At 62.9% G+C, this 25,964-nt stretch carries 21 protein-coding genes and 2 pseudogenes; 13 read left to right on the top strand and 10 right to left on the bottom strand.

The genetic code is table 11. The features are described from left to right. Positions 1–54: 54 nt before the first annotated feature. Positions 55–315, top strand: coding sequence for a hypothetical protein (locus VI08_RS09250; RefSeq protein WP_045829289.1), 261 nt, complete (start codon positions 55–57; stop codon positions 313–315). Positions 316–574: 259 nt separating this feature from the next. On the opposite strand, the gene VI08_RS09245 is transcribed toward VI08_RS09250, so the two are convergent. Next, positions 575–829 carry a hypothetical protein gene (locus tag VI08_RS09245; RefSeq protein ID WP_045829288.1) on the bottom strand — a complete coding sequence of 85 codons (255 nt, stop codon included), beginning with the start codon at positions 827–829 and terminating at the stop codon, positions 575–577. Positions 830–1,140: 311 nt separating this feature from the next. Here VI08_RS09245 and VI08_RS22360 point away from each other — a divergent pair, with 311 nt between their 5' ends. The 3 genes from VI08_RS22360 (at position 1,141) to VI08_RS09235 (ending at position 3,677) form a co-directional block, all read left to right on the top strand. Then, on the top strand, positions 1,141–1,272 hold the full coding sequence (locus VI08_RS22360; RefSeq protein ID WP_269745833.1) for a hypothetical protein: 132 nt from the start codon (positions 1,141–1,143) through the stop codon (positions 1,270–1,272). Between the two features lie 378 nt (positions 1,273–1,650). Continuing rightward, on the top strand, positions 1,651–1,860 hold the full coding sequence (locus VI08_RS09240; RefSeq protein ID WP_198148898.1) for a hypothetical protein: 210 nt from the start codon (positions 1,651–1,653) through the stop codon (positions 1,858–1,860). 257 nt (positions 1,861–2,117) lie between these two features. Beyond that, positions 2,118–3,677 carry a PAS domain-containing hybrid sensor histidine kinase/response regulator gene (locus tag VI08_RS09235; RefSeq protein ID WP_045829286.1) on the top strand — a complete coding sequence of 520 codons (1,560 nt, stop codon included), beginning with the start codon at positions 2,118–2,120 and terminating at the stop codon, positions 3,675–3,677. A gap of 591 nt (positions 3,678–4,268) precedes the next feature. On the opposite strand, the pseudogene VI08_RS21255 reads toward VI08_RS09235, so the two are convergent. Further along, a pseudogene (locus VI08_RS21255) lies at positions 4,269–4,730 on the bottom strand (RHS repeat-associated core domain-containing protein); the annotation flags it as partial. Between the two features lie 174 nt (positions 4,731–4,904). Here VI08_RS21255 and VI08_RS09230 point away from each other — a divergent pair. Both VI08_RS09230 and VI08_RS09225 read left to right on the top strand, forming a co-directional pair. Further along, positions 4,905–5,387 (top strand): hypothetical protein, encoded by a 483-nt coding sequence (locus tag VI08_RS09230; protein WP_045829285.1) that lies wholly within the window; start codon positions 4,905–4,907, stop codon positions 5,385–5,387. 1,350 nt (positions 5,388–6,737) lie between these two features. Then, a complete protein-coding gene (locus VI08_RS09225; protein WP_045829284.1) occupies positions 6,738–6,977 on the top strand; it encodes a hypothetical protein in 240 nt (79 codons plus the stop codon). A 31-nt stretch (positions 6,978–7,008) separates the two neighbouring features. Here the strand turns inward: VI08_RS09225 and VI08_RS09220 are convergent, their stop codons facing one another. Beyond that, a complete protein-coding gene (locus tag VI08_RS09220) occupies positions 7,009–7,380 on the bottom strand; it encodes a transposase (RefSeq protein ID WP_045829283.1) in 372 nt (123 codons plus the stop codon). 281 nt (positions 7,381–7,661) lie between these two features. On the opposite strand from VI08_RS09220, the gene VI08_RS09215 reads away from it, so the two are divergent. The 3 genes from VI08_RS09215 to VI08_RS09205 all read left to right on the top strand — a co-directional run bounded on the left by VI08_RS09215 (position 7,662) and on the right by VI08_RS09205 (position 10,279). Further along, a complete protein-coding gene (locus VI08_RS09215) occupies positions 7,662–7,844 on the top strand; it encodes a hypothetical protein (RefSeq protein ID WP_045829282.1) in 183 nt (60 codons plus the stop codon). Between the two features lie 706 nt (positions 7,845–8,550). Then, positions 8,551–9,135, top strand: coding sequence for a TetR family transcriptional regulator (locus VI08_RS20810; protein ID WP_157006527.1), 585 nt, complete (start codon positions 8,551–8,553; stop codon positions 9,133–9,135). Between the two features lie 286 nt (positions 9,136–9,421). After that, positions 9,422–10,279: a hypothetical protein gene (locus VI08_RS09205; RefSeq protein ID WP_232309509.1), complete on the top strand. Its 858-nt coding sequence runs from the start codon at positions 9,422–9,424 to the stop codon at positions 10,277–10,279. A 496-nt stretch (positions 10,280–10,775) separates the two neighbouring features. On the opposite strand, the gene VI08_RS21250 is transcribed toward VI08_RS09205, so the two are convergent. Then, positions 10,776–11,105, bottom strand: a complete 330-nt coding sequence (locus VI08_RS21250; protein ID WP_084621395.1) for a hypothetical protein — start codon at positions 11,103–11,105, stop codon at positions 10,776–10,778. A 471-nt stretch (positions 11,106–11,576) separates the two neighbouring features. Between VI08_RS21250 and glgX the strand changes: the two are divergent. From glgX to VI08_RS22530, 3 genes and pseudogenes are all read left to right on the top strand, one after another. Next, positions 11,577–13,340, top strand: a pseudogene (gene glgX, locus VI08_RS09200) (glycogen debranching protein GlgX); the annotation flags it as partial. 604 nt (positions 13,341–13,944) lie between these two features. Further along, positions 13,945–15,507 (top strand): histidine kinase famiy protein, encoded by a 1,563-nt coding sequence (locus VI08_RS09195; protein WP_428992142.1) that lies wholly within the window; start codon positions 13,945–13,947, stop codon positions 15,505–15,507. Between the two features lie 430 nt (positions 15,508–15,937). Further along, positions 15,938–16,162, top strand: a complete 225-nt coding sequence (locus VI08_RS22530) for an SDR family oxidoreductase (RefSeq protein ID WP_198148897.1) — start codon at positions 15,938–15,940, stop codon at positions 16,160–16,162. A 257-nt stretch (positions 16,163–16,419) separates the two neighbouring features. On the opposite strand, the gene VI08_RS09190 is transcribed toward VI08_RS22530, so the two are convergent. Continuing rightward, complete coding sequence (locus tag VI08_RS09190) at positions 16,420–16,962, bottom strand: DUF922 domain-containing protein (protein WP_045829281.1); 543 nt, start codon at positions 16,960–16,962, stop codon at positions 16,420–16,422. A gap of 437 nt (positions 16,963–17,399) precedes the next feature. Then, positions 17,400–17,597 (bottom strand): hypothetical protein, encoded by a 198-nt coding sequence (locus VI08_RS21710; protein ID WP_157006524.1) that lies wholly within the window; start codon positions 17,595–17,597, stop codon positions 17,400–17,402. Between the two features lie 108 nt (positions 17,598–17,705). Between VI08_RS21710 and VI08_RS09185 the strand changes: the two genes are divergently transcribed. Then, positions 17,706–18,224, top strand: coding sequence for an EAL domain-containing protein (locus tag VI08_RS09185; protein ID WP_084621393.1), 519 nt, complete (start codon positions 17,706–17,708; stop codon positions 18,222–18,224). 87 nt (positions 18,225–18,311) lie between these two features. Here the strand turns inward: VI08_RS09185 and VI08_RS22525 are convergent, their stop codons facing one another. From VI08_RS22525 to VI08_RS09170, 4 genes are all read right to left on the bottom strand, one after another. Further along, the gene (locus VI08_RS22525; protein ID WP_198148896.1) at positions 18,312–18,641 is read right to left on the bottom strand and encodes a GFA family protein; all 330 of its coding nucleotides are present in this window, start codon (positions 18,639–18,641) and stop codon (positions 18,312–18,314) included. Positions 18,642–20,378: 1,737 nt separating this feature from the next. Then, on the bottom strand, positions 20,379–20,996 hold the full coding sequence (locus VI08_RS22520; protein WP_428992141.1) for a winged helix-turn-helix domain-containing protein: 618 nt from the start codon (positions 20,994–20,996) through the stop codon (positions 20,379–20,381). 1,478 nt (positions 20,997–22,474) lie between these two features. Continuing rightward, entirely contained in the window at positions 22,475–23,593 is a 1,119-nt protein-coding gene (locus VI08_RS09175) for a PepSY-associated TM helix domain-containing protein (RefSeq protein ID WP_045829278.1), read from the bottom strand. A gap of 6 nt (positions 23,594–23,599) precedes the next feature. Further along, positions 23,600–25,960 (bottom strand): TonB-dependent siderophore receptor, encoded by a 2,361-nt coding sequence (locus VI08_RS09170; RefSeq protein ID WP_052697793.1) that lies wholly within the window; start codon positions 25,958–25,960, stop codon positions 23,600–23,602. Positions 25,961–25,964 lie beyond the last annotated feature (4 nt).

The following is a 25,964-nucleotide window of genomic DNA, read 5'->3' as shown; positions in this document are numbered from 1 at the left end:
GGCATCCGCGCAGGGCGGAATAGGATGGCCCTTCCTTCTTATCGGGGAGCGATCATGGCGCTTGAGCAAGTGATTGCCACCGCGACGCAGTTGGCCGCCTCGGTCGAGGTGGGGGATTTCGCAACCGCCCGGGGTCAGGCTTGCAGTGTGACCACGCTGGCTGGGCAGGCGGAACTCCAGACCGTGGCGCACGCGGCGCAGCGGATGCTGAGCGCGCTGGCCGACATCCCGGTCGACGAGCAAGAGCTCGGCTTGGCCATGATTGAGTTGGCCGATGAGACCGCCCTGTTGGTCCAAGGCGAGCTAGGCCCTTAGCTCAGTCAAACGTTGGGACGGCGGCTCCTTCGTCGCCTACCGAGATTGGCAAATGTCCTTGGCTCGATTACCCTTCCGCCGCCATGCGTGAGCATCGCGTTTTCCCGATGCTGGCACCGCCTCCCAGTTGTGCCGACGTCCCTGGCGTTACGGATGACGACCTCGCCGCATGACCTAACGGGAGTGCGGCGGGGGTTATTCGACTGCGCGCCGGCGCCAATGCGTCGGCGCATCGCCTTCGTCGCCTTGGGCGATCTGCTTAATCGTCCAGCGCGTCTTTTCGAGGGCCGTCCAACCAGCCTTCAGGGCGCTGAACCGCCCACTCGATTTCGCGGGCCATGGCGTCGGAAATGGGAGCACCGGCGAGCAAGTTCCGCAGTTCCTGTTCGGCGAGGTAGCCAAGTGCTGCTCCCTGTGCGGCGAGCGACTCCATCCCCTCCTCCGCGAGCTGCCGGGTGAGGTGCCGCAGATTGGATCGGCGGTAGGACTGGCGCTCGTCCTCGATGTGATTCATATCGGTCCGCAGGTTTTTGCCGATTGTGCGACGATCCGATCGCCGCGCGATTGCGCGCCGTCACAGTTCGGCGCGCTGGCCAGAATCGGTTGTGGGATTACGACCGATCGCACATTGTGCGGCGCAGCATCGATCTAGAGTAGGTCGGCAGGAGACCGACCGCCATGCTCGCGCAATCCCGATTAATCAAAGAAGCCCTTCGCCGGCATACGCGGGCACAGCGGCGGTTTGAAGCCATGACCGTTGCCGTCCTAAGCACCGAAAGCGCGATCCTAGTGACCGCTTAGTGGCAGCACGGCGATCGGTGGGCCTTGGACCATACCGCGGTGGCGCTCGCCTGCCTCGGCGCCGTGGTGCTTGGCTACCTGTGGGAGCAGCGCAATCAGACCGCCCTGGCGGTGCGCGCCAGTCTGCTGGTCGAGCATCAGCGCCGCGAGTCCTAATCAGAATTCGCCGACGATTTGCCGAATACTCCCCTAGGCGCCCCGGCTGCTCGCGTGATGCCATAAAGATGGATCCCGAGGTAGCCGTCCGTGCTCCTTTCTGCGCCACCAGACGACCTCGATACCTTGCGCCAGCTCGACGACACGGCACGCTTGGCGTATCGGCCGTTCAGTAGGGAGGCGTGCCATCGGCTCCAGTGCGCCGGGCTTGTGATCGAGGACGACGGGTGGTGGCGCATCACGGCCCTGGGTCGACGGCCTGCGACCAGTGGCGCTCGATTGCCGCCCACAAGGACGCGGCACCCATAGCAGAGGCGAGCGGTGCGGTCGACGATGCGCCCTCTCGCCTGGGTCGTAGTCGACACGCTCCCTGCGCTCGTGATCATCGATTCGGGATTGCCCGACACGGCGGGAGAGGCCGTGGTTCGTCTAATTCGTCGTGCTGTGCACCAGTTAAAGGTTCTGTTCGTCACAGGCAAAGACGTGAGCGACTTGACCTATCCGCTTGATGCGCGGACCGGGCTTCTAATGAAGGCATCTTCGCTGGCTCGGCTTGGGGCCATCGTCGATGACTTGGTTGCCGTTTAAACGACGCTTCGGTTAGTCGTGGCTCAATTGAATGAGGGCCTCGCAAGCGCCCACGATACTGGCTCCGCTGGCTGGCTTGAGCAAGAAGCGCATGCCTCCCAGCTGACCCATGTGGCTTTCCTCTTGCGTCGGCCGAGATTCGGGCCATACGGGTGAAGGGGCCGTGCGGAAGGAGACATTGAAGGGCCGGCAATACGGCGGGCTCACCTGGTCATCACAAAGCCCTCTCAATGATGACGAAACCCTGAAGGATCATCATGACCGCTGACGTGCCCCACGCCCTGCTGCAACTGGCGCTCGAGAGTGCTGACCTGGGGGTGTGGCGCTTGGATTTGGTCAACGACGTCGAGCTGTTGCGCTCGCTGCGCCACGACCAGATGTTTGGCTATCGCGATCTTCAGCCCAGGTGGAATCTTGCCGTCGCACTGGAGCACATCGTAGAGGACGACCGTCCGATTCTGGCGCGTGCTTTTGAGCGGGCTCGCGACGAGGGCTGCCTTGCCTGCGAGTTTCGGGTGCGCTGGCCCGACGGCTCGATCCATTGGATAGCCCCTCGGGGACGCACGGAGTACGAAAACGGTGTCGCTCGATACGTCACCGGTATCATTAGCGACGTCACCGCGCGTCGGCGAGCGGACGAGGAAGACCTCCAGCACAACAAGCTCGTGGCGATGGGGCAGCTCACCGCGGGCATCGCGCACGATTTCAACAATGTTCTTCAGGGCATGGGTGGTGCGTTCGATCTGATCGAGCAGAAGGCGAACCTATCTACGGTCGAGGGAATCGCCCCGATTGCGCGGCTCGGTGCGGGACTGGTCGAGCGTGCTTCACGCATGACGCACCGCTTACTGGCCTTCTCCCGTCGCTCGCCGCTGGCACCCGGACCGGTGAACCTCAATGGCCGACTCCCGGAGATCGCCGCCCTCCTTCGTCCCACCGCATCCCAGCATGTGAATGTCAGCGTTTCCGTGGAAGGCGATCTCTGCGCTCTTGCCGATGACGCGCAGCTCGAAACCGCGCTGCTCAACCTTTTGGTTAATGCCCGCGATGCCAGCCCACGCGACGGCTATATTTCGGTGAGTGCCGCCTCGGTTAACGCCGATGGCGAGACGCCTCCCTCGGCACACCGGCTGCTCTGTATTTCGGTGACGGACCGAGGTTCCGGCATCGCCCCGGACGATCTCCAACGCGTGTTCGAGCCTTTCTTCACCACCAAGTCGGCTGGGACAGGAACGGGCCTGGGCTTGTCCCAGGTCCACGGCTTCGCACACCAGTCCGGGGGGCGCATCGAGGTTGAAAGCGCGCTCAACCAGGGCACGACCGTGCGTCTCTACCTGCCCGAATGCGGCGCCAACGAGAACGATGCGGTGCCGTCGACACCCGGTCCGGTTGTACCGCCGCCCGGGGTGCGCATCCTGTTGGTTGATGACGAACCCCAAGTCCTCGCTATGCTGGCCGCTGCCTTGCGGGAGCAAGGGCATGAGGTCATCACGGCCATCGATGCCGTCTCGGCCCTTCGAGCATGGCGCGCGCACGCGCCCCTGGCCCTGCTGGTGACGGATATCGGCCTGCCGGGCTCGATGGATGGGTGCGAGTTGGCCCGATGGTGCCGGTCCGAAGAGCCCGAGCTGCCGGTGATCCTCATCACGGGCTATGCAGGTGAAACGCTGAAGGGGCGCATCCCGAAAGCGGCGCAGGTACTGGTCAAGCCATTTTCGACATCGACGCTTGGCCACGCGGTGACGAAGGCGGTCGGATCCTTACCCCGTCACCTGCGTTGCCTGCCAGCCGCATCGTCGAAACGCAAGTCGTTGTAGCGCCAACGGGAAGCGCCGGCGCACGAGCGGGCTCCTGCTGCCCCTGCGCCGACTTTCCACGTCGAGCGAGGGATCGACCCACGTGGACCGAGCGAGTATGCGCTAGAAATGGCCGGCAGTGACGGTGGCTGCGACGCCACGAGCTGCCGGGCAACAGCTACCCCTGCTGCCCGGCACCGGCCGAGGACACCCAACCGGCTGCCGGATCACCGCGAAGGCAAAGACACCTCGGCGTCGGACGCGATCCAGCGAAGCCACCAGCCTCCGACACCTCACGGCGGGAAGGTCCAGCTCGCCGACGGTGGCGCACGGGAACTCGCAAGACCATCGACGCGGCGAGCTTGCCAGAACTCGGAAGGGCCTAAGCGAGACGAGCTACGCAAAAACGCAGCGAATTCCCCACAGACCACGCGGCGAACCGGTCGTTCCCCCGGAAGCCCGCGTGGGATCATCACTCGCCGCGCCGATGCTCCGAAAACGCGTGGACAATATGATCGTCGACAACGACCCGCTCCCGGTGGCTAGCACCTACACATAGCCTCGCCCATCCCACGCATGTGTCCGTGCGGGTAGGCCTCTGCCGATATAGCTCTAGCCATTCGAAAAGACGATCCGATAAACGCCACTGCTCGCAGTAACAAAGCCATTTTCCGCAACGTTCCCCTTACCTAGTGTGACGACGGAAACCACCGCCATCGCCTTGTCGTCACCACTGGCAGCACTACTCGTATCGGCCCACTGGCCGACTTCCTCTGCGCCAAAGTACTTCCATGCTGTGGCAGAAAACATCCACGCGTATGTTCTGACGCCGCTCCCATCGGCCGCCGCTCGAGTGGCATAGTCGTCTATGTTTTCACCGACCGCTGCCATGGCTGTCGGGTCGGTAAGAACGACGGGATTGTTGTTGGCGTAGCTGTACCGGACCGTTACAAACAGGTCGCCAGGTCCGCCACCGGCCGGATCGACACTGAGGAATCTTCCGACCTGAGGGTTGTAGTACCGGGCTTGCATGTACACCAACCCGGAATCGGAGTCGCTCACATGCCCCGTATACCCCGGACCCGCCTCCGGTGTACCCGATGACCAAGTTGGTGCATGCTACCGAAACCGCCCTCTGTTGGCTGGACTGACCGGGTAGAGGCCGTCGAGCTGCACGCTATTGACGGAACGCAATGTTGGCCACATGTTCTTGAGGCGCCCAAGCGTGGGCGCTCTTCGGAGAAATACATGCCACATCACGACAAGGTAATTTTGGCAGGCGTCATCGGCCACGTGTTTGCCCATCGGTTCACGGTGGACACCGGCGACTCGGTCCATTTGGCTGACCTAGGTCCCAAGGGGCTTGAGGTTTTCTCGCTCGAGCCAGGCTTGGCCGTGACCATTGAGGGTGAACGGCGGCCCTCTGAAATTAAGGTCGTGCGCATCGCTAAGAAAGGCGGACCGTATAGCGAGCTGGAGCATAAGAGGCCCCATCACCCACCTCGCGATAAGCAGGCCGATATCAAGGACTCAGACGCCTCGGCCGACGCGGCGCTTGCCGCAGCACGGAAGGCAGGATGGACCGTCACTGGGTCGGTTGATCGCAAGCCGAAGCATTATGAGGTGCTGGCCCGGAAGGGTAAGGGCGAGTGGACGGAACTTCACATCGACTTTTCAGGGAACATCTACAAGGAAAAAGTGGCCGACCAGGTTAAGTGGTCCATCGAATGAGTGAGTCGATCTGACCTCGCCACTGGGTGCTTCGCTCATGTGTCGCGGTCGCTTGCCGTCGGGAAGGTCGTCAGTAAATCGACCTTCCTGATCGATTCGGACGTACAACCCTGAGCGGCTTGGGCCGATTTGCCCACGGAGCTACGCCGTTTGCGGTCGCGTTGTCGCTGCGCTCAGTGTTTTTTCGTGGCCAAGCACCGCTGCTCCGCTCGGTCAGCTTGCTGAATTCGCTCCAAAGCCGTGGGCCGACACGTTCGGTGACGCAGATGCGTCGTGCGTTCATGTGCGAGTGGCGCCATCCCGGTCGCCTTCATCGCGCTCACCCACCGCGACTATCTTGCAGACGTCTGCGCTATTACCGACGCTCGGTCTACCATTGTTGTGGCGGCATTTCTGACGCTCCACCGGACGGCACGATCGTAGACTGGTTGAGAATGGCTGCTGCGAGCATATCGGTCAGCGCATCCCCACTCACAGGCGTAGCCAATTGAAACTCTCGCTCCCGAGGGCCGTTGTTGAGCACCCGTCAGAGCACCGGCCACGTGTCCGCCTCCACCCACGCTCCAAAGCGTCGCCAGCTGGCGACAGGGGCGCGCGACTGACTCCGACCATGCTCCGTGCACGGCTGCAACCATCGCCCGCCCCCGACGGCGAATCGGGCGATCGCCTCGAATGCCGCGCGATCCGCGCGGCCAACTCTGTTGCGACGCGCCCCCATCGCGCCCAGCGGCCGCGTCTGCCGGGGGGTTGACGCATTCCGGCCCACCCTCGGACCGGGATGCCGTTAAGCTGGCGCATACAGCCCATCAGGCCATGAGCGGAACATGCGGGGGCGTGGGGCTGTGGTCTTCTGGTGACGACAGGCCTGCGCGCTCCACTACGTGGCCGTCGGCGACGTCACCGGGCGTTTGGTGTTGCCCATCGGGTCTCAGAGGCTGGGCGCACCGCCCGCCTTCGAGGGTTCTACTAAGCCGTGAACCGAAGCCTGCTCGTTCTCCATACCGATGGGGTCCTGCCTTTGTGGATCATGGACGCTTACCCAGGACGCCAGAGGCATCACCCTGCCCTCATGGCCGCCCTAGTCCACCGCGACCATGGGCGCGCCACCGATGACGGGTCGCTCTTGGCGGTCCAGCTCATCTGACCCAGAAGCTCAAAACTACCACGCGCTGCGGCACGGCTCGTATGCGCCAGACTTGGCGCTTCCCATCGCACACGGCTGGGCATCCAGACCCGTTCAGTTCCGGACGTTCGTGCCGATTTTGAGGCAATGCCGCCGACCATCAGCCGAGGATCGCCATGAGGCCGCGCCAAATCCCTCTTACACCCCGCGCTGGCGTGGGCCAGGAAATGCTTGCCCTCGTCACCGAGTGGCGCAATGGCGACCGGTTGGAAGCGGCGTTCCGCGCCGGTCTGCTGGGCGCTTACGCCCACGCCGGCGGGTGGGCCGCGTTGGCGGGAAAAGCTCACGCCCTTGCCGCAGACTTACGGGCGCCGGTGCCAGAACCGACCGAAGAGGCAAAGATGGCGGCCGTGATCGCGCTGGCTGCCGAACACATGGGCATCTTGGCTCCTCACCTCGGGCCCTGAGGGACAACTAGGGCCAAGGCTCAGTGCGCGGCTAGCCCGCCGCCTCAGCCACCGCGTCCGATCGCCTTTGGCTGGCCCAGAAGCTGGCCGGTGCCATGTCCGCCACGGCGTGCCCGGGCACGCGCGGGGCGACGCCGTGCCCCATCGCCAGCAATCCCGCATGGAGGGTGCGCCAGAGTTCGGGCCAGGCCCCGGCCTCACGCCATGCGAGGTAACGCCGCCAGCAGAGCAAGCCGGACGGCCCCGCCCCACCTGGCGCCACGTCAAACCAATGGCCGCCATTCACGGCCAAATAAGCCATCACCTCAAAGACCGCCCGGTCCCGTTTGCCATGAAGCTTTCGGCCCCAGGGCACGCCCGGCAGCGACTCGGCGAGTTGCTGCCAAAGTTCATCATTGATCACGGATGTATCCCCTGTTTCTGGCGATGCAGCCTACATCCCAAAGCGCCGCTTCGGCGTGAGGGCGGCGGCCGTTCACGGGGATGGAGCAGGAACCCACCTGATCAGGGCCCGTCGTCCGACCCAGCCAGCGCTGACAGGTGGAGCCCCGGCAAGTCCGCCAAGTGCTGACTCCCTTCACGGACCCTCGCAGCCTCAGAGCCACCGGCGCATCGAGCGCACCGATCCGAGACCTCCCGTTCACGCTCCGACCCGAACAGTGCGGACGCCAATGGGAGAACGTTATGAATCACGATCGCAACGATGTTCTTCACCCCGACCACGCTGTGCCGACCAAGCCGGAGTCACCCGCCGAGGAGAAGGCGCGGAAGAAGCAAGAGAGCGACAACCAGGATCAAGCGCTGGAGGAGACGTTCCCGGCCAGCGACCCGGTGTCCCCCTTCGTGCCGGCAAAAGCGCCGGATTGAACGGCACCAGCTCGCAGTTAAACGAGTCTCGCTGCCTGACCTGAAAGCAAGCCAGAAAACGGTCCTCCCGCGTCGGGGGATGCGCGTTCGAACCAAGCACAGGAAGAGGTGCCATGGATACGCCTCCTACGATGTGCCAGCGACGAGGGGCTCCGCTAGGCGACCTTAGAAGGGGCTGGCCATTGCCCCGCCTGTTCGAAGGTGCTGCAAGAAACGGAAGGCCGGCCACGCCGGGGGCGCACGCCGCCCCGCCCTGAGCAGTCTAAGCCGCAGACGTAGCCTTCGCACCTGCGTGGCTCGCTACTCATCGAGCGACTGACTGAGAACCGTCCCAATGGTGCGTTGGCCTCTTGCTTGTTGACCGTATCCGTTCCACCAGGAGGCCAACGGGTGCTTGGCTGAAAACAAGAGAGCCCGCCTTCGCGAGGCCTATCACAAGGTCAGCCGAGAGACAGAATCGGCCGCAAGCGCAGCCAGCGAGACGCGCGTCAGGTCGGCCGCCTTAGCGCCTAGTGTAGACAGCATTCCGGACGGGCTTGGCATCTAGCACGCAAGAGCCTTGGGACGTTGGAACATCACACGCTATGACGACACGGTGGAGACAGCTTGCTGACCGCGGGCCGCCGAAGGCAAAGGCGCGGCCTCTCGCCACGATCCCTGCACAGCAATGCCGTATGCTTTGGAGATGGCATGAACGGAGACAACGGTGACGGGCAGTAAAGCGGTCGGTCGGCGCCGACAACGGATGGACAACACGCGCGCGTCATTCGAACGCGTTGCCTTCGCCCTGTTTCGCGAGCAGGGCTTCGATGCGACCACAATCGACCAGCTGGCGGCGGCTGTGGGCGTGACGAAGCGAACTTTCTTCAACTACTTTCCAAGCAAGGAAGCGCTGGTTTTCTCCGTGGCCGACCGCGGTATCGGCCACCTCAAATCGTTCGCCAAGCTGTGCAGCAAAGACAGCTCTCCCAAAGACGTTATTCGCTTCGCGCTTATGCAAACTGTCTCCATCGGTGTCGAAGGGGCGGGGCGCGACTTGGCACAACTGTTGTTCTCTAACGACCAACTGCGGGCTCGCCAGCTCACTGAGCTTGAGCGGTGGGAGGTCGAACTCGGCCGCGCGGTTGCTGCCTTAACCCGCGCTCCCAAACTCGAGTGCAGGTTGTTGGCGGCCACAGGCCTGGCAGCGTTGCGGATTGCTGCCGAACGCTGGGCAGTGCACGCGAAGCTGGACCTGCCTCGTGAGCTTGACCGGTGCCTCAATGCCCTCTGGCACTCCCCACTCGGGTAGCCGGCAACCTTTCGCCCGAGGACGCATCTGAACGATGGGCTGGCTGTCCTCGTCTGCGTCTTTTGCCAGAGGCGTATCTCCGGCGAGCTTTGAGGGGCACTTCGGCGGTCGATGTACGGAACTTCACGGTTGGACGGCCGCCCTGGCTCCGACGCTCACCGACTTTTCACTGGGTGAAAACTATTGTCCGCGGCGCTGAAACTGGTGCGTCTCCCACTTGGCGTGCTCCCTGCACGCGACGGGGCGACGCACCCTGTCGCACTGGCCCACCCCGGATAATCACGCCATGAAGAAAACCAGCTTTGCGTTTGCGATGTGCTCCATCCTCGGCATCGCCGCCCTACCCCTCGCCGCCTTTGCCGACGAGGGAGACAAGAAGTCGCAGTCGGCGGCGCTCGACAATTTCAGCATCTGGGTCGGCGCCTACCGAGCCTCGAACGACACCAACCTGACCGCTCACACGAATGTCGGCAACAGCAGCGCAGGTCTGAAATTCGAGGACGACCTCGGGTTTGCCAAGAAAAAGACCGTCCCGCGCGCCCGTTTTGACTTCCTCATCGGCGCCCACCAGGGCTTTAGCTTTGACTATTACGAGATCAACCGCAGCCGAAGCATGGACTGGACGGCCGGCGCCAATGTTCTCGGGACTGAGTTGACCGCCAACGCCCAGGCCAAGGCGAAGCTGGATTTCACCTTTGGAAGCGCGGCCTACAAGTGGTGGTTCGGCGAAGGCGACGACGTGTTCGGCCTTGGGCTCGGCGCGGCCTATTATAAGGTCCACGGCAGCCTGTCGGCCTCCGGCAACCTTAACGACGAGACGGCGTCGGCGAGCACCTCTGGCGGGACTAACGCTTGGGCGCCGAATCTTCAGCTTGGCTGGCGGCATGCCTTCAACGACCAGTGGCGCATGTATTTCAATGCGTCGGGTGTCAAGAAGAACGGTGGTGACCTCAATGGCCATATCATCGATGCGGCGCTCGGCGTGGAGTGGTATCCGTGGCGAAACGTTGGCGTCGGCGCTGAATACGCATACACGCGCATCAGCCTCAACAAGGATAAGCGCTACAGCAACGGCGACAAGCTCAACCTAAATTTGGACATGAAACTTAACGGGCCGGCCGCTTACGTACGTTTCCGCTTCTGACGTCCAACCAAGCAGAGCTACCCGTCCTCGCGACGGCCAAGCGTCGGCTAATTCAGCACGGCATGGACGCCGTGCACATAGGGCACGCCCTTACGCCGTCCGTGCATTGACGCAGACGGTTTCTCCCCCACCCGCGGCCTCCCCACCGCGGGTTTTTCTCATCTCGCCAGCGCTTTGCCCACGGGTGGCAAACTGGCGTCGGAAGGCCGGTATTAGGATCCACTGCCAAGGACCAAAAAAAGCGAAATGGTCTCGTGTAAGACGCTTGCAATAAATGACATGCAAATCGGCGTCTGAATCATTGGCTGGGGGGGCTTCAGTACGGCTACCATTATGCAATAGCGGTTCGTCGCGCGGAAAAGGCGCCAGTTATTCAAAAAAGCTTGCTAAGAAACCATCTTTTGAGCGATGACGCGCCCTCACATGTGCCGCCTCGGTGCAAGCACGACGTCGGCTCACAATGAATAGTGTCGTGGATAACAGCCAGTCTGTCGGCTCATCTGATCGGCGCTTGAGACTGCTCAAAGAACCAGCTCGCATATGGGGTGTTCTTCACAAGCGTTCGATTGAAGTCTTTGGCCCCGTCCGTCCACCATACCGGTCCTCGCTCGCCCAATGCCGTCTTTGCGCTGTTCACAGCTCGGCGCGCGGCGGCTACTCCCTTGTCGTCCTCGTTTGCCTTTGCCGCTTTGACGGCGCGCCGAGCGTTCATCAGTTCGTGGACCAAGCGTTCCCGCTCCTGCTCGCCCAGGTTGGGCTTGGTCGTTCGCCACAGCCGTCCTCTTACGATCAAATATCGGCCGTCTGGAGTTTTAGGAGCATCCATGGATCGCGGATATGGAGGTGGAGGAAAAGCACGCGGAGCTGACATCGAATTTTAAGACAAGCGGCATGCCGCTTGTAGTGGCACAGAGTTCTGACCGAATGCAAAACCTAGTTTGGCGCTCCGGCTACCGAGAAGGAGCAAAAAGAACTGATGCTCTAGCAGAGACTTCGACTAGACCCACAATAGAGCGATCTCGCCAGTCGCGGCAAGTCACGGAAACGGAGTCTTTACGTTTCGCCCGGTCCGCAGCGTTCTGTTCTCGAGCGAGCGCGTCGTACGGATGCCGCGCTCCTACCGGACCGCCTGCACCATTGCCTACGACGATACCCACTTGACGACGTGTGAAATAGACGGGAACCGGCGGCCGAATCGGGAATAAGCGATTAATTCGCGCTGCTCTGGGGCGCGGTGGTCACAGAGCTGAACGGGGATCGCCTAGTTCGCTCTCTGGCTCAAGGATAAGCGCGCAGCGGCTACACCGTGGGCCACCCCGACAAGGACTTGAGCTTCGACGAACGGGACAGTGGGCCGTTTGTCCCGAAGGCTGTAGTGGTGAGCGATGAGTACGATTGGTCCGACGACCAGCGTCCCATGACACCATGGGATGAGACGGTCATCATGGAGACTCACGTCCGCGGCTACACCATGCGGCATCCGGCAGTTGCGGATGAGGTGCGCGGCACGTGCGCCGGGCTTGCCACGCCGGCAGTGCTGGAGGGCATTCGTTCGCTTGGCGTCACAGCCGTGGAACTGTTGCCAATGCATGCCTACCTCGACGACCGTCACCTGCTGGAAGCAGAGCGCCGCAACTACTGGGGCTACAACACCATTGGCTTTTTTGCCATCAAGCGGCGGTATCTGTCGAGCGGCCACCGCGACGAATTCCGCGACCTGGTGAAGGCAGCTCATCAGCACGGCCTCGAGGTGCTCCTGGATGTGGTCTACAACCACACGGCCGAAGGCAGTGAGTTGGGTCCCACCCTGTCCTTGCGCGGCATCGACAACGTGTCCTATTACCGGCTGACCGACGACCCCCGCTTTTACATCAACGACACGGGCACCGGGAACACCCTCAATGTGAGCCATCCCCGGGTCGTGCAGATGGTCACGGACTCGCTCCGGTATTGGGTCAACGAGATGCATGTCGATGGATTCCGGTTTGATCTGGCGACCATCTTGGGGCGCGAACCGACTGGTTTCGATCAGCGGGGAGGCATTTTGGACGCCGTCGCGCAAGACCCCATGTTGGCTACCGTCAAAATGATCGCCGAACCGTGGGACTGCGGTCCGGGGGGCTACCAAGTGGGCCACTTTCCGCCGGGCTGGGCGGAGTGGAACGATCGCTTCCGCGACGATGTCCGTGCGTTTTGGAAAGGCGACGAGGGGATGCTGGCCGACTTTGGCAAGCGCCTCACCGGCTCGGCCGATTTCTTCGACAAGCGCGGCCGGCGGCCTTGGGCCAGCGTTAACTTCATCACCGCGCACGACGGCTTCACGCTTTACGACCTGGTGAGCTACAACGGTAAGCACAACGATGCCAACGGCGAGGACAACAAAGACGGCTCGGACAACAATCATTCGTGGAATTGCGGAGTCGAGGGTGAAACTGACGACAGTGGCGTCCAGGGCCTGCGTGAGCGGCAAATGCGCAACCTGCTCGCCACCCTATTCCTGTCCAAGGGCACGCCGATGCTGCTGGCTGGTGATGAGCGCGGCCAGACTCAAGGCGGCAACAACAACACGTATGGTCAAGACAGCGCCATTGCTTGGATAGGCTGGGAACGTGACCCTTCCGAGGGACGTTTGGCCGACTTCGTGCGCGAATTGACGGCCCTGCGCCTTCGGTACCCCCTGCTGCGCCGGGGCCGGTTTCTCGATGGGCGCTACGACGAGGCCAGCGGCGTGCGGGACATTGTGTGGTTGGCCCCCGATGGGTCAGAAGCGGGCGAGGCCCAGTGGACCGACGCCGGGGCACGTTCCATTGCGGCCCTCATCGATGGCCGCGCACAACAGACGGGCGTGCAGCGCCCGGGCACGGACACGACCCTCCTCATTCTCGTGAACGCATGGGCGGACGGAGTTGAGTTTCGCCTGCCCGAGCACTCTGACTGCCAGGAATGGACTGTCGTCTTATCGACGGCGCCGGAGCTGGACACCGGCCTGATCGCGCCAGGTGGTCAGCCGTTCATTTCTCCACCGCGCGCCATGGTCGTTATGACCTGCGGTACGAACTGATCGCCTGACGCGTCCGGGCTGCTAGCGGAGATGCAGCTGACGTGGTCGGTCCGATTGCTTCGCCAGCCGTGCCCGTCCCATGGGCACGGCTGGCTACCACTCTTTACCGACCGCCAACCCTGTTCGGACCATAAGTATTTTCGCGATACGTTGCCTTGTGCATCGCGCATCCCGGCCATCGACGCCGCGACGGTCGCTCTAGCGGGCGGGAGGTCGGCGCCGAGCGCCAATTCTACGCGATTGGATGAACGCCCGTCGCTGGCTGCAGAGCGCGAAAGACTGTGGTTTAGCAAGAGACAAGGCAGCGCGGCGAACGGGGATACCGTAGCCGTGGCCGCCATCCTCAAGGGCAAAGCAAATCCTGGACCATCTGCCAGCGGCTTTCACGGCTGCTTGACAAGTGAGCACCGGCGCGAATCACGAGTATGGCCGTTATTGCGCCTTACCCGCTAAACTACGGTCAATCTTCCATGCGCCACGACCGCGGTCGAATCCCGACCGTGACGTTCTGGTGCCGCATTTCTGGATTCCAATGACCGACGAGCCCACATGGTTAGCCCAAATGCCCGAGAAAGGGCAGCGCGCGGAAATTGGTTATACCGGGATGGACCATCCGGAACACGACATCTTCTTCGCAGCGGTGCAGACCACCCGCATGCCAATGATTGTGACCAACCCCAACCTCCCTGATAACCCCATCGTGTTTGCCAATGAGGCCTTTATCCGCATGACGGGATATGAGGCGCAGGAGCTGCTTGGGGAGAACTGTCGTTTTCTCCAAGGCAAAGACACCGATGAGGAAACCATCGCCGAGGTTCGAAAAGCCATTGCCGAGCGCAGGGAGATAGCCACCGAGGTCCTGAACTACAAAAAGGACGGTTCGACGTTCTGGAATGCGCTCTTCATCTCGCCCATCTTTGACCGCGACGGCAAGCTCATCTATTTCTTCGCCAGCCAGCTCGATGTGAGCCGGCGGCGTGATGCCGAAGACGCGCTGCGCCAGGCGCAAAAGATGGAAGCCCTGGGGCAGCTGACGGGTGGCATCGCACATGACTTCAACAACCTCCTGCAGGTCATCACCGGTTATTTGGAAGGCATCGTGATGACCAATGAGAAGCCAGTCGCCGACCCCGTGCGCGTCGCCCGCTATGTTGAATCCTCGCAACGCGCGGTGCAGCGTGCTGCCACCTTGACCCAACAGCTCCTTGCCTTTGCGCGCAAGCAACGTCTCGACGGCCGGACCGTTAACGCCAACGCGCTTATCTCTGGCATGCACGACATGATGGTACGGGTGCTTGGCGAAGCTGCGGATATCCGCCTGGAGTTTGACGACGACTTGCCGCTCTGTCGTATCGACCCGACTCAGGGCGAAGTAGCACTGCTGAATGTTGTCATCAACGCGCGTGATGCCATGGCAGGTCGAGGCAATCAGCGCATCACCATCGGCACGAAGAAAGTCCATATCACCGCGGCGGATTCACGGCTCTATAGTGATCTTCGCCCCGGCGACTACGTGGAAATTGCGGTCACTGACACGGGCTCCGGTATGTCGCCCGACATCATCACGCGTGTGATGGAGCCTTTTTTCACGACGAAGGAAGAGGGACGCGGAACGGGTCTCGGGCTTTCGATGGTCTACGGCTTCGCGCGTCAGTCCGGGGGCAGCGTGCACCTGACCTCGGAAGACGGTGTGGGAACAACGGTGAGGCTTTTCTTTCCGGCCGTGGGCCCGGATATCACCCATCCCATCGAGAAGCACCAAGCGGCGGTCAACGAGCAGCACGGTCACGCCCGCGTCTTGGTCGTCGAAGATCGCGAGGATGTGGCCGAACTCGCCCGGGACATCCTCGAGGATTACGGGTACACGGTGTCTGTTTCGCACAACGCCACCGCCGCATTAAAGCGGCTTGATGATGGCGAGACATTCGATTTGCTTTTTACCGACCTCATTATGCCCGGCAGCATGAATGGTGTCATGCTCGCGCGTCAGGTGCGCGAGCGGATGCCGCGAATCAGGATCTTGCTCACCACCGGTTATGCCAATTCGTCGGTTGAGCGCGAGGATGCAGGCGGTCGGGAATTTGAGATGATCCACAAGCCCTATGCGCGGGCGGATCTGGCCCGCAAGGTCCGCCTCGTCCTGGAAGGGCCCACTGGTGTGAGTTGAGGCGCGCTGCCGATGAATCGTCTACTGGAGCCGGCTAGCAAAATGTCTAGCGGCTCACATCAATGTACAGGCACCCTCGATCGAGCCGACGCTGCTCAAAGGCGAGTGACAGGAAGAGTCAGGCAGTAATAGGTATTATTGACCGCATCGGTGGCGCCCGGGCCGAGCGCGGGCATGAGTACCTGCCTCAGTTTCAGCACGACCCCTCGCAACTGACTTTTCCCATCCGCATCGCGCCAAACGAGCTTCGCAGCTCCTGCGTCGAGACAGCGGCTGGATAAGCCGCCATCAAGGCGTAGAGGAGATCCAAGCTTCTTCGACTCAGAGGACGAGCGGCGCCGGCCCACAGCGCGTACCTGGTTGACGGATCGACACTCAAAGCACCACACCCAAACGTAGGCAAGCTCACCCGCCGCATTCGGCGATCCCCGTGTCTTCGGCGGCGAAGGCGAGTATCAATAAGCTTACCCATGCGCTTGCTCACGAACTGGGGCCGCGAGGGATGACGGGCAGTGCTGTCGCGCCGGGCCGGACGCGCACCGATATGAATGCAGCCGTGCGTGAAGATGCAGGCATGGTTAAAGCGATCGAGGCCTACACGGCCCTTGGGCGCTTCGGTGAACCTGCGGAGATGCCGCCGTCGTGGCGTTCCTAGCCTCCGAGGATGCGCGGTGGATTACCGTCCAGACGATCCAAGCGAGCGGTGGCTACCGGCTTTAACGGGTGCCGGATCGCCGTGGTCGGAAGAACGCTTGCATGCCAAACGCGCACCCACCCGTGATACTGCCGTTCGCCAATGGCGCCGGAAGGGCGTCAGGGCTCCTCCAGCGTCATCTTGCGTCCCTAGCGGTGCCAACCATCACGCCGGTGCGCCCTACGACGCCGCTTTCGGTAAAGCGCATGCGAGTCCACTCACCAGGAGATAGCCACGCCTTCTTTCAAGCCGTGGCCGGTCCGTTCGTCCAATGCTTCGTTGGCCATGACGCTCTTCTGCCTGAGGATGACCGATTCCCGCTCAACCACGGTATCCAGCGCTTTGCACGTCTTCCCCGATACATGGCGCCTGAGCAGCCGCACAAGCGATCGCGCCTGTTCACGCGCCAACTGCGCGTGCTCACCCTCGTGCGCATGAATCGCTCGGTCAAGCTTCGCCCACTTGCTTGCGGCAGCAGCTGTGGGCGGCGCTGAGGGCATCCACTGCGGGTACACAATATTGATGCTGACGACGACCGACGGCGAGACAAGAAAACATGCGCCATGCGCCTGCCGGGTGCGATAGTTGAAGTTCACATTGGCCGATGTGTACGCCCAGTAGTGGCCGGCACCTACAACAGGGCCCTTGGCATTGAGGTCACGGACCATGTCCGGTTCAGTGGCACCATGGACGTCGTAGTGACTTTCCCGCTCTTCGATGATCGCGGCAGGGACGGGGTCGACCGGTACGAGGTAGAACATGTTCGTCTCCGTGCATTAAGACCCCACCTCGTCAGCAAGGCGCGTGCCAGCCAAGCCATAGGCTGACTATTAATGCGACCTTGGTGTCCGCGGACGGCCAATGCCCGTCTGCGGACACGGCCACCCGTTGCCTCGGCGACGGATAGCCACCCGGATCACGCGACGACTAACCGACTGGCCCGCAAGATCGCCCGATACGCACCCACCCGGCAGTCCGACCTGGCATGCCTCGTCATGGAGCGGCCGCCGTATCGGGGCGCTCGTCGAACGAGCGACGCATCGGCGCGGGCTCGGCGTCGCCCACGCGCTCGTAATCGCGGCCGGCAATGCGAGCCGCGGCCGTGAAGGTGCCTTACGTCACCATGGTGACCATGACCATCGCGACGAACGCCACGACGCGCTACGGGATACGCGAGAGTCAACGCCGCCATCCGATGTCATCGGCCGCCACCGAGCCGTAGAGGATGCCGGTGGCCACCACGGAGTAGGCGACCAGACCCCTTCTGCGGCGTGCGGACCAACGTCGGGTCGTAATGGATGGCTGCGCCCACCTTGATGAGGGCGGCGAATACGTTCAGGTTGTGAATGAATGCAAACGCGTTTTCGACCAGAGTTAGTGCCGTGTCCTTGGTCATGCCAATGCTCCGTACGTGTCGCCCACTCTATCGGCTTCCTCGGTGACCGCTTGAGACGGAATACCCGCGGTGCGCACATCGGTGTCAACCTATCCGGCCAATTTGTAAGTGATCCCACTTTTCACCGCTTCGTCCGCGACAAAAGTCGATCAAGCGCTCTTTGACGTGGAATCGCTTTGTTTTGCAGTCACTGAGACCGCTGCGGTGACGAATCTGGCGGCCGCATCGCAGTTTTTAAGTGAGCTCAAGGCGCGGGGCATCCGGATAGCGCTCGACGACGTCGGCGCAGGCGTTGCATCGTTTGGCTACTTGAAAAGTCTGGCGGTGGATTACCTCAAAATCGACGGTCAATTGGTCGTCGGGCTCAGCACAAAACCAATCGACATGGTCTCTGTGAAGAGCTTCTGCAAGGTTGTCGGCGTGCTGGGTTTGCAGACCGTCGCCGAATACGCGGAAGACGAAGCTGCGTTGCGGCTGTTAGACAGTCTGAACGTTGACATGGTGCAGGGCTACCATTTGCGTATGCCCGAGCCGCTCGCTCGGGTCCTGTCCGAGGCCAAGACTCGGCGGCGATGCCTGGCGACTTTACGCTTTCAAGAACGCTTAAAGGGAAGCTCGGCTGGCTGACGCAGGCTTGTGACGTGTCGGGGTCTAGCCCACTTGACCTTCTCCACCGCGCGCCGCCCCCATGGTCGCCGATCGCGTGATAGATGCTCAAGCCAAAGGACGATCGTGCTCAAACTGCGGCAAACCAAACGATGGCATCCAAGGCTCACGGCGCACGGTCCATACCTCGTAGCTTGGCGCGTACAGTCCCGGCTGCAGGAAGTAGCCAGTGTAGAGCTCAATCTCCCCCGCGACGTCGTCGACCCAGCAGAGCGCCGATCCGCAGCGCGCACACGCCTCGCGCCGCCCGGATCGGCTAGGTATGCCTATTCGCTCGCCGACGAGGCGGACTTGGTGATGGCGGAAAATCACGAAAACGACAAAGGGAGCTCCCGAGCGGGCCCGGCAGTCTAGGCAGTGGCAGATGCCACAACGCATAGGCGAACCTGTGACCTCAAAGCTAACTTGCCCGCACCGACATGCGCCGCTCGCCATTTGTCACCTCGCCATCGTCACCGGAGCCGACCATCCTACGCGCGGCCGCCTCAAAACGCTGCGTCGGCGCGAATCGCTCCTTGAGCGGTGGGCAACTGCCATCGGCGCGAATTCGGCGACGCCACGAATGCCGCTTGGCTTCGGACAGGGGGCGAGGATGCTGCACATGGATCACACGCTCCGGTTTCGAAACGAGCGTTTGAAGTCGCTCCATGGACGCCACCCGTCGCGTTGAGACGGGTAATACGCCTTGGGCCGGACTGTCGGCGCCTCTTGGCAAGCACGCCAATGCAGCTGACCAAGTCGATTTCGTCAGGAGGCGTGACACCTGCAGGATTATCTGCGGGGGTCGCCGAACGGCCTATGATGTGGACAACCGTAGGCGACACCGTGGTGTAAGCGGACCTGCCATATCGCGCGGGTCGTAGCTGCCGTAGCACAATTCGTTCCCGAGCATGCCCGCGGGCGGCACTGGCATGCTGGCAAGACGGTCACGCACCGCTGCGATGGCGACCCGTGCACGGTACACCCCGAGCGTGATATGGGGGACATAAGCCACGCTTCGCTCTTCGAGACGGCGTCGCCCCAAAGCCGCGCGCCAACGGCGGATCAGTCCTTGCGGCTCGTCAAGGGGCAAACATGCGGCGGCGGTAAAGGACTTCGGGTGTCGACATGTGAGGAGCACTGGGCTGCGATCGCGCCGTGCCAGATCGGGGCGCTGGCTAACCTGCGCGGCCGCGGTCCATTCGGCGGTACGGTGGAGCGCGGCCGGTTCGAAGACGTTTACGAAGATCGTGACGTGCGCTTGTCGCCTCGACTGCGGGTGCAGCCAGTCGCCGAGGCATGCTCGCGCCATTGCCAGATACTCGATGAGAGCGGCATCCTCGACGGGGATCCACCACAGCCCATACCGGCTTCGACGCTGATGCCACGCGGCATCAAATCGCATCGACGTCGGAACGGTATAAGCATCTTCCCAGTGACCAGGCGCTTGCACCATCCTAGAGGGCAATCGTGCACTTACTGGCATGGGACTTTAGCTTTTCCGCCTGCCGATTGCTGTATGCGTTAACACCGTGCGCTTTGTGAAGGACCATGGTGTCTCTTTCTGTGGGGCGGCGATCAACGTTGCCGTGCCTCGATAAATCGCTTTGACACGAGCGGTGTGTACGGGCGTATGTTGATCGCCCGCCCCAGTGGTTGCTTTGTCAGGAGTGGAGAGTTCGCTACGACCAAGCTACCGATCCGCGACGCCCGCGCGTCGGCGAGACGGCGCCCAGCAGGCCGATTCTCGTAAGCCGGCCAAACGTCCATGGGACCGGCTGATGTAGGTGCGTACTGGATCGCGCGCCCCAGCGACCAGGCGCAGTGTTCTGCGCGTCTCGTCGCGTCATAGTATCCCTTTGACGCAGGCAAACCTATGCGCCTTTTCGACCTCCCCCTCCAACCCCCCAATGGAATCTGGCATGTCTGGCGGCCTGAGGGTGTGCCTCGCGCCTTCTCATCCCGTGGCGAAGCTATTAGATTTGCCGCCGAGGTCGTCACCGTCCTGTCAGCTGATGACATCAAGGCATACCTGAGCATCGAAGGCGCCGATGGACTTTGGCGCCTTTACACGCATCAATTGCAAGCCACTACCCTACGACGGCCCACTCGCTGACCGGTGGCAGCGGCCCTCCGCTAGCGCAGAGGTGACGGCGCCGGCACCTCTTCCGGTGCGACGTAGCGCATGGTCTGCGCCAACGCATAACCCTCGTTATTCACAGACGTAACAGCCCTTGGTCCCATAAGCGGGACGAGAACCTGCCGAAGGTGCCATACGACACTTCGTAGCTTCGCACCATTGGCATCACTTGACCACAGTTGTTTGCGTATCGTTGCGCTCGGTACGGGACCAGGCGCGCTCTGTAGCAGAAGAGCAAGCAGATCGAACACCTTAGGTCTTAGCAGCAATGGGGCGCCTCGCCATGTGGCTTGGCGGGTGGATATGTCAACGACAAGGTCACCCACTTGCGTGATCGCAGCGGTGGATCGACTACTACGACGATAGAGGGCCAACGCTCGTGCAGCTAGCTCCGAAGTCGCGATACGGTGATCCTGAACATCGTCGGCGCCATCGTCCAGCAATGCTCGCGTCACGTCGCCCGGTCCGCGTTGCAGTAGGACAAGAATGGGCTTGGCTGCTGCGAACGTCGCCCTGGCATCGGCGATGAGCCCGACCGCGTGAGTCGGCCCATCGCATGCAATGATCCACACGTCGATTCCATCGGCTGTGATCGGCTCCCGACCGTCGAGCATTGCCTGCCACAGCCCCTGCCCTTGTGGCGTGTCAGCATAACTGGCCAACTCGACGGCAGCCGACGCCGTCTGGCCTACCCACCCGATCTGCACGCAGTCATTCCCCTCTACATTCTTCTTCGCCAGATCCCGCATAAAAGCACGCGTTAGCTCCGCTCACAGAGAGGGATATGAGGCTCCCTGCATACTGTTCGATTAATGAGGTCGGCAGTAAGGTAGCCCGTAACCGCATGCCATAAGTGTGAGCTATTTTGCATGGTTACAGTGCCGGGCCCCAAGCCGAGCCATTTTGGGCATGGGGCGGTACCGGGTACCGCCCCACGACGGATCGTTCATAGCCGCGACTTTGGCGCACAAAAACGACTGCCTTTGAATCATCGACCGCCCGAGGTCGGTGGGGTCTGGGAGCCGCTCCCGGATGAGCCGGAGGATGATCCATTCGACGTCCCCCCCACTACTCGACGAGCCCGCGTTCGAGCCATTGGACTGACCCGATCCCGTGTGGCTGCCGGATTGGCCCGTCTTGCCGCGACCGGAATGGGCACCGCTTCCCATGCTGTCTGAGGTGCTACTCCCCGAGCCGGTGGGATCGGATGTCGACGAACCCTGAGCACCATTTTGCGCAGGTTGAGTGGGCGAATTGGTCTGCCCGGTGCGGCCGGTCTGGCCCATCCGATCCTGCTGGCTCGTTGATCCGGCCTGTCCGGCCTGTCCGGCTTGTCCGGCTTGCCCCACTTGACCACTGGCTGATCCACTGGCGGCGCCGCCGCTGGCTTGCGCAAATGCAATCGCCCTGGTGACTACCGAGCCGGTGGCAATGGCCAAAATAAGTAACTTTCTCATAGTTGTGCGTCCTATCGAGAGCCCACGGTCGGGGCCATCTGACGATCCGTCGACATCGGTGTAGAAGGCGAGCATGGGGTGGTAGTTGATGACATTCGTGAAGGCCGAGCTACCGCCCGCGTAAGAGCAGATAGTGGAAGTTCCCTATGCAGAGAATCCGGCAGGGGTCGACGTCGATTCCCTCTCAAACCTGGGCGTGGAAGCTAGAGATCTTGACCCCGTCTGCCTGGGGAAGCGCTACGCCCAGCGGCAATGTGATCGAGGGCAATCTTCAAGCCTGCAAGCCCCGTTGCAAGAGCTGACGAGCGGTGAAAGGCGGTGTGGGCAAGAAGGATCTGGTCCCCTCAATACCAATGCGCGTTTCGGAGGAATCATCCACTCGGCATGCGCGACCGAGCATGGGCGGCCCCAGCGCAGGAGCGGCTTGCCTATCTGGCCATCGACCGAAGCCAGGCCCGATTGGCCAAGGCGGTGCAGCGAACGTTTCATTCTTCGTCGACCGGTGATCCGGGGCCATCTGGGCGAGACCGTACGGGGAGGAACGGGACGTCGGTCAGTTTGCATGGGTAGGGCATGAAATGCTTGTCCGAAGGCCCGGACTCAAGAATCCTTTCAAGCCTGTCTGGCCAAGCAGGCTATCCGGGTCGCCGTCGGCGCGTCAGCCAGAGATAGATGCCGCTACCGAGCAGCCCCATCAGCAAAGCATCGGCGGCCGCCCATGCAATTTTCATGGCCAGCCCGCCCACGTTGCCGAAGTGCAACGGCCGCGATAGCTCGATGCTGCGCAGGTACCACGGCATCGGCAGCACGGCCGTCACGGTAGCGGTGCGCGCGTCGACCAACACCGGCTGGTAGAGCTCCGCGGTCAGCGTGGATGCACCTTGCGACCACGCGACGAAATGCACCGGCGTGCCGTACGGGCTACCGGGGAAGACGATGCCCGTAAGACGCATGCCGGGCGTCGCCCGCCTCGCCGCGGCGATGGCGCGATCCAGCGACACGCGGCGCGCAGGCCCCACCGGCGGCGCGCCCACGTCGGTGGCCGCAATGCGCGGGGTCACCTCATGCGCCTGCCATCGGTCGAACAGGGGCCGCTCCAGCGCGTTGAGCATGCCCGTGGCTGCTACGACGCAGGCCCACGCGGCCAGCACGATGCCATGGAAGTTGTGCCTATCCAGCCACGCCGTGCGCGTGCGCTGCCTGCGCACGTTCGCGAAGCCGACGCCACGGTTGAAGGGTGCATAGAGCACGATGCCCGATGCCAGCGATGCGAGGAAGCACAGCGCCACCAAGAGCATCACCCACGTACCCGGCGGGCCCAGGAACAAAGACTCGTGGATATCGTGGACGACCTGGATGAACGCATCGCCCGGCCCATTGTCCGCCCGCCCCGCCAGCACCACCTTTCCCGTCGCGACATCGAAGACGGTACTTACCGCGCTATCGGCATCGTCGCGAAACGCAGCCCACGACGATGCCGAGGTGACGGTGACGCGCGCATGCCGCGGATCAAGGAACGTCGCCACGACCACGTGGCCGGGGTGCGCGCGTTCGACATCGCGCACCATGGCATCCACGGGTGCCCGCCCCGCCTGCCCCGACAAACCGGGCAGGGAGGGATCGAACGCATCCGATATCTCGTCGCTGAACAACAGGGGCAACCCGGTCAGCCCGGCCACGAAGAGAAAAACGGTGACGACGAGGCTCGACCACGTGTGCACGCGATCCCACGCCCTCAATGCCCTGCGCTTCACGCGCGCTTACCAGCTGAACGTGGCTTTCGCCATCCACGCGCGGCGCAGGCCGTACTGACACCCCACGGCGCCCTGGCAGCTGCCGATGTACTCCTTGTCGAACACGTTCTGCGCGTTGAGCGAAAATCGCCACTGTGGCAGTTCGTAACGGATGGCCGCGTCGACCAGCGTCGTGGAGGGCAGCCGGATCGTGTTGGCCAGGTCGCCGTACGTCGAACCGACGTAGCGCAGGCCCGCCGCGACGCCGAAGCCACGCAGCGGCCCGCTGAGGAACGCCTTGTCGAGCCAGAGGTTGGCCATGTTGCGCGGCACGTCGCGCGGGCGTTTGCCCTGCGTGCCGTCGTTGTTGCGCAGCTGGACGCCATCCATCCAGGTGTAGCCCGTGATGAAACTCAGGTCGTTGCCAAGATCACCCACCGCCGACAGCTCTGCGCCACGAATACGTACTTCGCCCGACTGCACCTGGAACTCGGGGTGCGCAAGGTCCATGGTGAGCACGTTGCTCTGGGTCAGCTGGTAGACCGACGCCATGACATAGCTGTTCTGCCCGCGCGGCTGGAACTTCACGCCCGCCTCGTAGCTCTTGCCCAGGTTCGGCCTGAACGGCGTGCCCTCGAACGAACTGCCCGTCGACGGGGTGAACGATGTCGACGCGTTGATGTAGGGGGCGATGCCGTTGTCAAAGAGATAGACAAGGCCCGCGCGCCAGGTGAAGCGATCCGACTGCTGCGTATCGCGTGCGTCTTCGAGGCGGTCGGTGGTCTGCGTGCTCGCCCAGTCCTTGCGCAGGCTTACCGTGGCCGCCCACTGGCCGATGCGCAGCTGGTCCTGCGCGTAGGTGCCGAGCTGGCGGATGGTGTGGGTGACACTGTAGTCCACGGGCGGCAGGTCCACCGTGATGCCATACACCGGCGCGAAGAGGTCGAGCGATGGCACCTCGGGGTCCTGTTCCGCCCAGCGGTCGCCGGCATGGAGGTAATCCACGCCTGCCAGCACGGTGTGGCGCACGGCACCCGTGTCGAAGCGGAACTCCGCCTGGTTATCGACATTGGCGACGTCGCTGCTCGCCGCCGTACGGAACGCGTAGCGATCGAGGGTGCGCAGGTCGTCCTCGAGCCCGGCGGCGCCGATGATGGAATAGCGCAGGTTCGCGTGTGCATACCGGGCGTTCTGGCGGAACGTGAACAGGTCGCTGAAGCGGTGTTCGAACTCATAGCCCACCGCGTATTCACGGCGCGCGAAGCGATCGAAGTTCGGGTCACCGTCGTAGAAATCCGAGGGGATCTTGCCGTTGGGGTTGCCGTAGAGCGTGCCCTGCAGCGGCAGGTCGTTGGGCGGGCTGTTCGCGTCGCGGTAGCTGTAATGGGTCAGCAGCGTGAGGTGGGTGTCTTCGGAGGGCGCCCAGGTGATGGCCGGCGCGATGAACACGCGCTTGTCGCGGACGTGGTCGGTCTGCGTACCGGTGTCCAGGCCCAGCCCGGTCACGCGGTAAAGCCAGTGGCGGTCGCGGTCGAGCGGGCCGGACATGTCGAACGACGCCTGGGCGCGGCCATACGAACCCGTGGCCGCCGACACCTCGTGCAACGGCGTGTCGAGCGGATGTTTGCTCACCACGTTCACCATGCCGCCCGGGCTGGTGGCCTGCCCGTACAGCACGGACGATGGGCCACGGAGCACTTCCACGCGGTCCAGGCCTTCGGTCTCGATCACCGGCGCGAGCACCGTGAAGTACGTGAGCGTGGAGAGGCCGTCGAGGTAGGGGTTGGCGTCGGGGAAGCCGCGCAGGGAGAAGTAGTCGGCCTTCGTCTCGACGCCACCGAATTCTTCCGCGAGCACGCCCGGTGTGTAGCGCAGCGCCTGGCTCACGCTCTGGACGGCACGCGCATCCAGCTGGTCGCGCGTGATCACCGTGATCGACTGCGGTGTCTCCAGCAGCGGGGTGGTGGTCTTGGTGGCCGCGGTGGTCTCGTGGGCCACGTAACCCGAGGTCAGGCCGGTGACGGTCACGGCATCGAGGGCGGTGGTGGCCGCGCGTGCGTCGCTGCTGACCTGGATGAGCAGCACGCCATCCTGTTCCGTCGCGACAAGGTGCGTGCCCGCAAGGATCCGCGATAGCGCCTGGCGCGCCGTGAAATGGCCGCTGACCGCAGGTGCCTGCAGGTCGCGGACCAGGGCCGGGTCCACGGCGAGCTGCACGTGCAGCTGCGCGGCGAGCGTGGTCAATGCCTGCCCAAGCGGTGCCGCGGGCACCGCGATATCCACGGCCACCTCGCGGGGCGCGGCGGCGAAAGCGGGCGTGATGGCGGTGGCGAGCGCGAGGGCGAGCGCCGCGGCGAGGGTGGCCGGGGCAACGGGGCGGAAGCGCATGGAA

This window comes from Luteibacter yeojuensis, assembly GCF_000964085.1.
GTDB classification, from domain to species: Bacteria; Pseudomonadota; Gammaproteobacteria; order Xanthomonadales; family Rhodanobacteraceae; genus Luteibacter; species Luteibacter yeojuensis_A.
Note: the sequence above shows the minus strand (reverse complement) of the source record. Positions and strands in the feature narration are given on the sequence as shown.

Coding starts and splice junctions, on each gene's coding strand:
- VI08_RS09235 (WP_045829286.1), top strand. CDS start 2,118: ATGACCGCTGACGTGCCCCACGCCCTGCTGCAACTGGCGCTCGAGAGT.
- VI08_RS09170 (WP_052697793.1), bottom strand. CDS start 25,960: ATGCGCTTCCGCCCCGTTGCCCCGGCCACCCTCGCCGCGGCGCTCGCC.
- VI08_RS09190 (WP_045829281.1), bottom strand. CDS start 16,962: ATGTTCTACCTCGTACCGGTCGACCCCGTCCCTGCCGCGATCATCGAA.
- VI08_RS09250 (WP_045829289.1), top strand. CDS start 55: ATGGCGCTTGAGCAAGTGATTGCCACCGCGACGCAGTTGGCCGCCTCG.
- VI08_RS22525 (WP_198148896.1), bottom strand. CDS start 18,641: ATGCGTTGTGGCATCTGCCACTGCCTAGACTGCCGGGCCCGCTCGGGA.
- VI08_RS09230 (WP_045829285.1), top strand. CDS start 4,905: ATGCCACATCACGACAAGGTAATTTTGGCAGGCGTCATCGGCCACGTG.
- VI08_RS21710 (WP_157006524.1), bottom strand. CDS start 17,597: ATGACCAAGGACACGGCACTAACTCTGGTCGAAAACGCGTTTGCATTC.
- VI08_RS21250 (WP_084621395.1), bottom strand. CDS start 11,105: ATGGATGCTCCTAAAACTCCAGACGGCCGATATTTGATCGTAAGAGGA.
- VI08_RS09205 (WP_232309509.1), top strand. CDS start 9,422: ATGAAGAAAACCAGCTTTGCGTTTGCGATGTGCTCCATCCTCGGCATC.
- VI08_RS09195 (WP_428992142.1), top strand. CDS start 13,945: ATGGACCATCCGGAACACGACATCTTCTTCGCAGCGGTGCAGACCACC.
- VI08_RS22520 (WP_428992141.1), bottom strand. CDS start 20,996: ATGCTCGACGGTCGGGAGCCGATCACAGCCGATGGAATCGACGTGTGG.
- VI08_RS09225 (WP_045829284.1), top strand. CDS start 6,738: ATGCTTGCCCTCGTCACCGAGTGGCGCAATGGCGACCGGTTGGAAGCG.
- VI08_RS09215 (WP_045829282.1), top strand. CDS start 7,662: ATGAATCACGATCGCAACGATGTTCTTCACCCCGACCACGCTGTGCCG.
- VI08_RS09245 (WP_045829288.1), bottom strand. CDS start 829: ATGAATCACATCGAGGACGAGCGCCAGTCCTACCGCCGATCCAATCTG.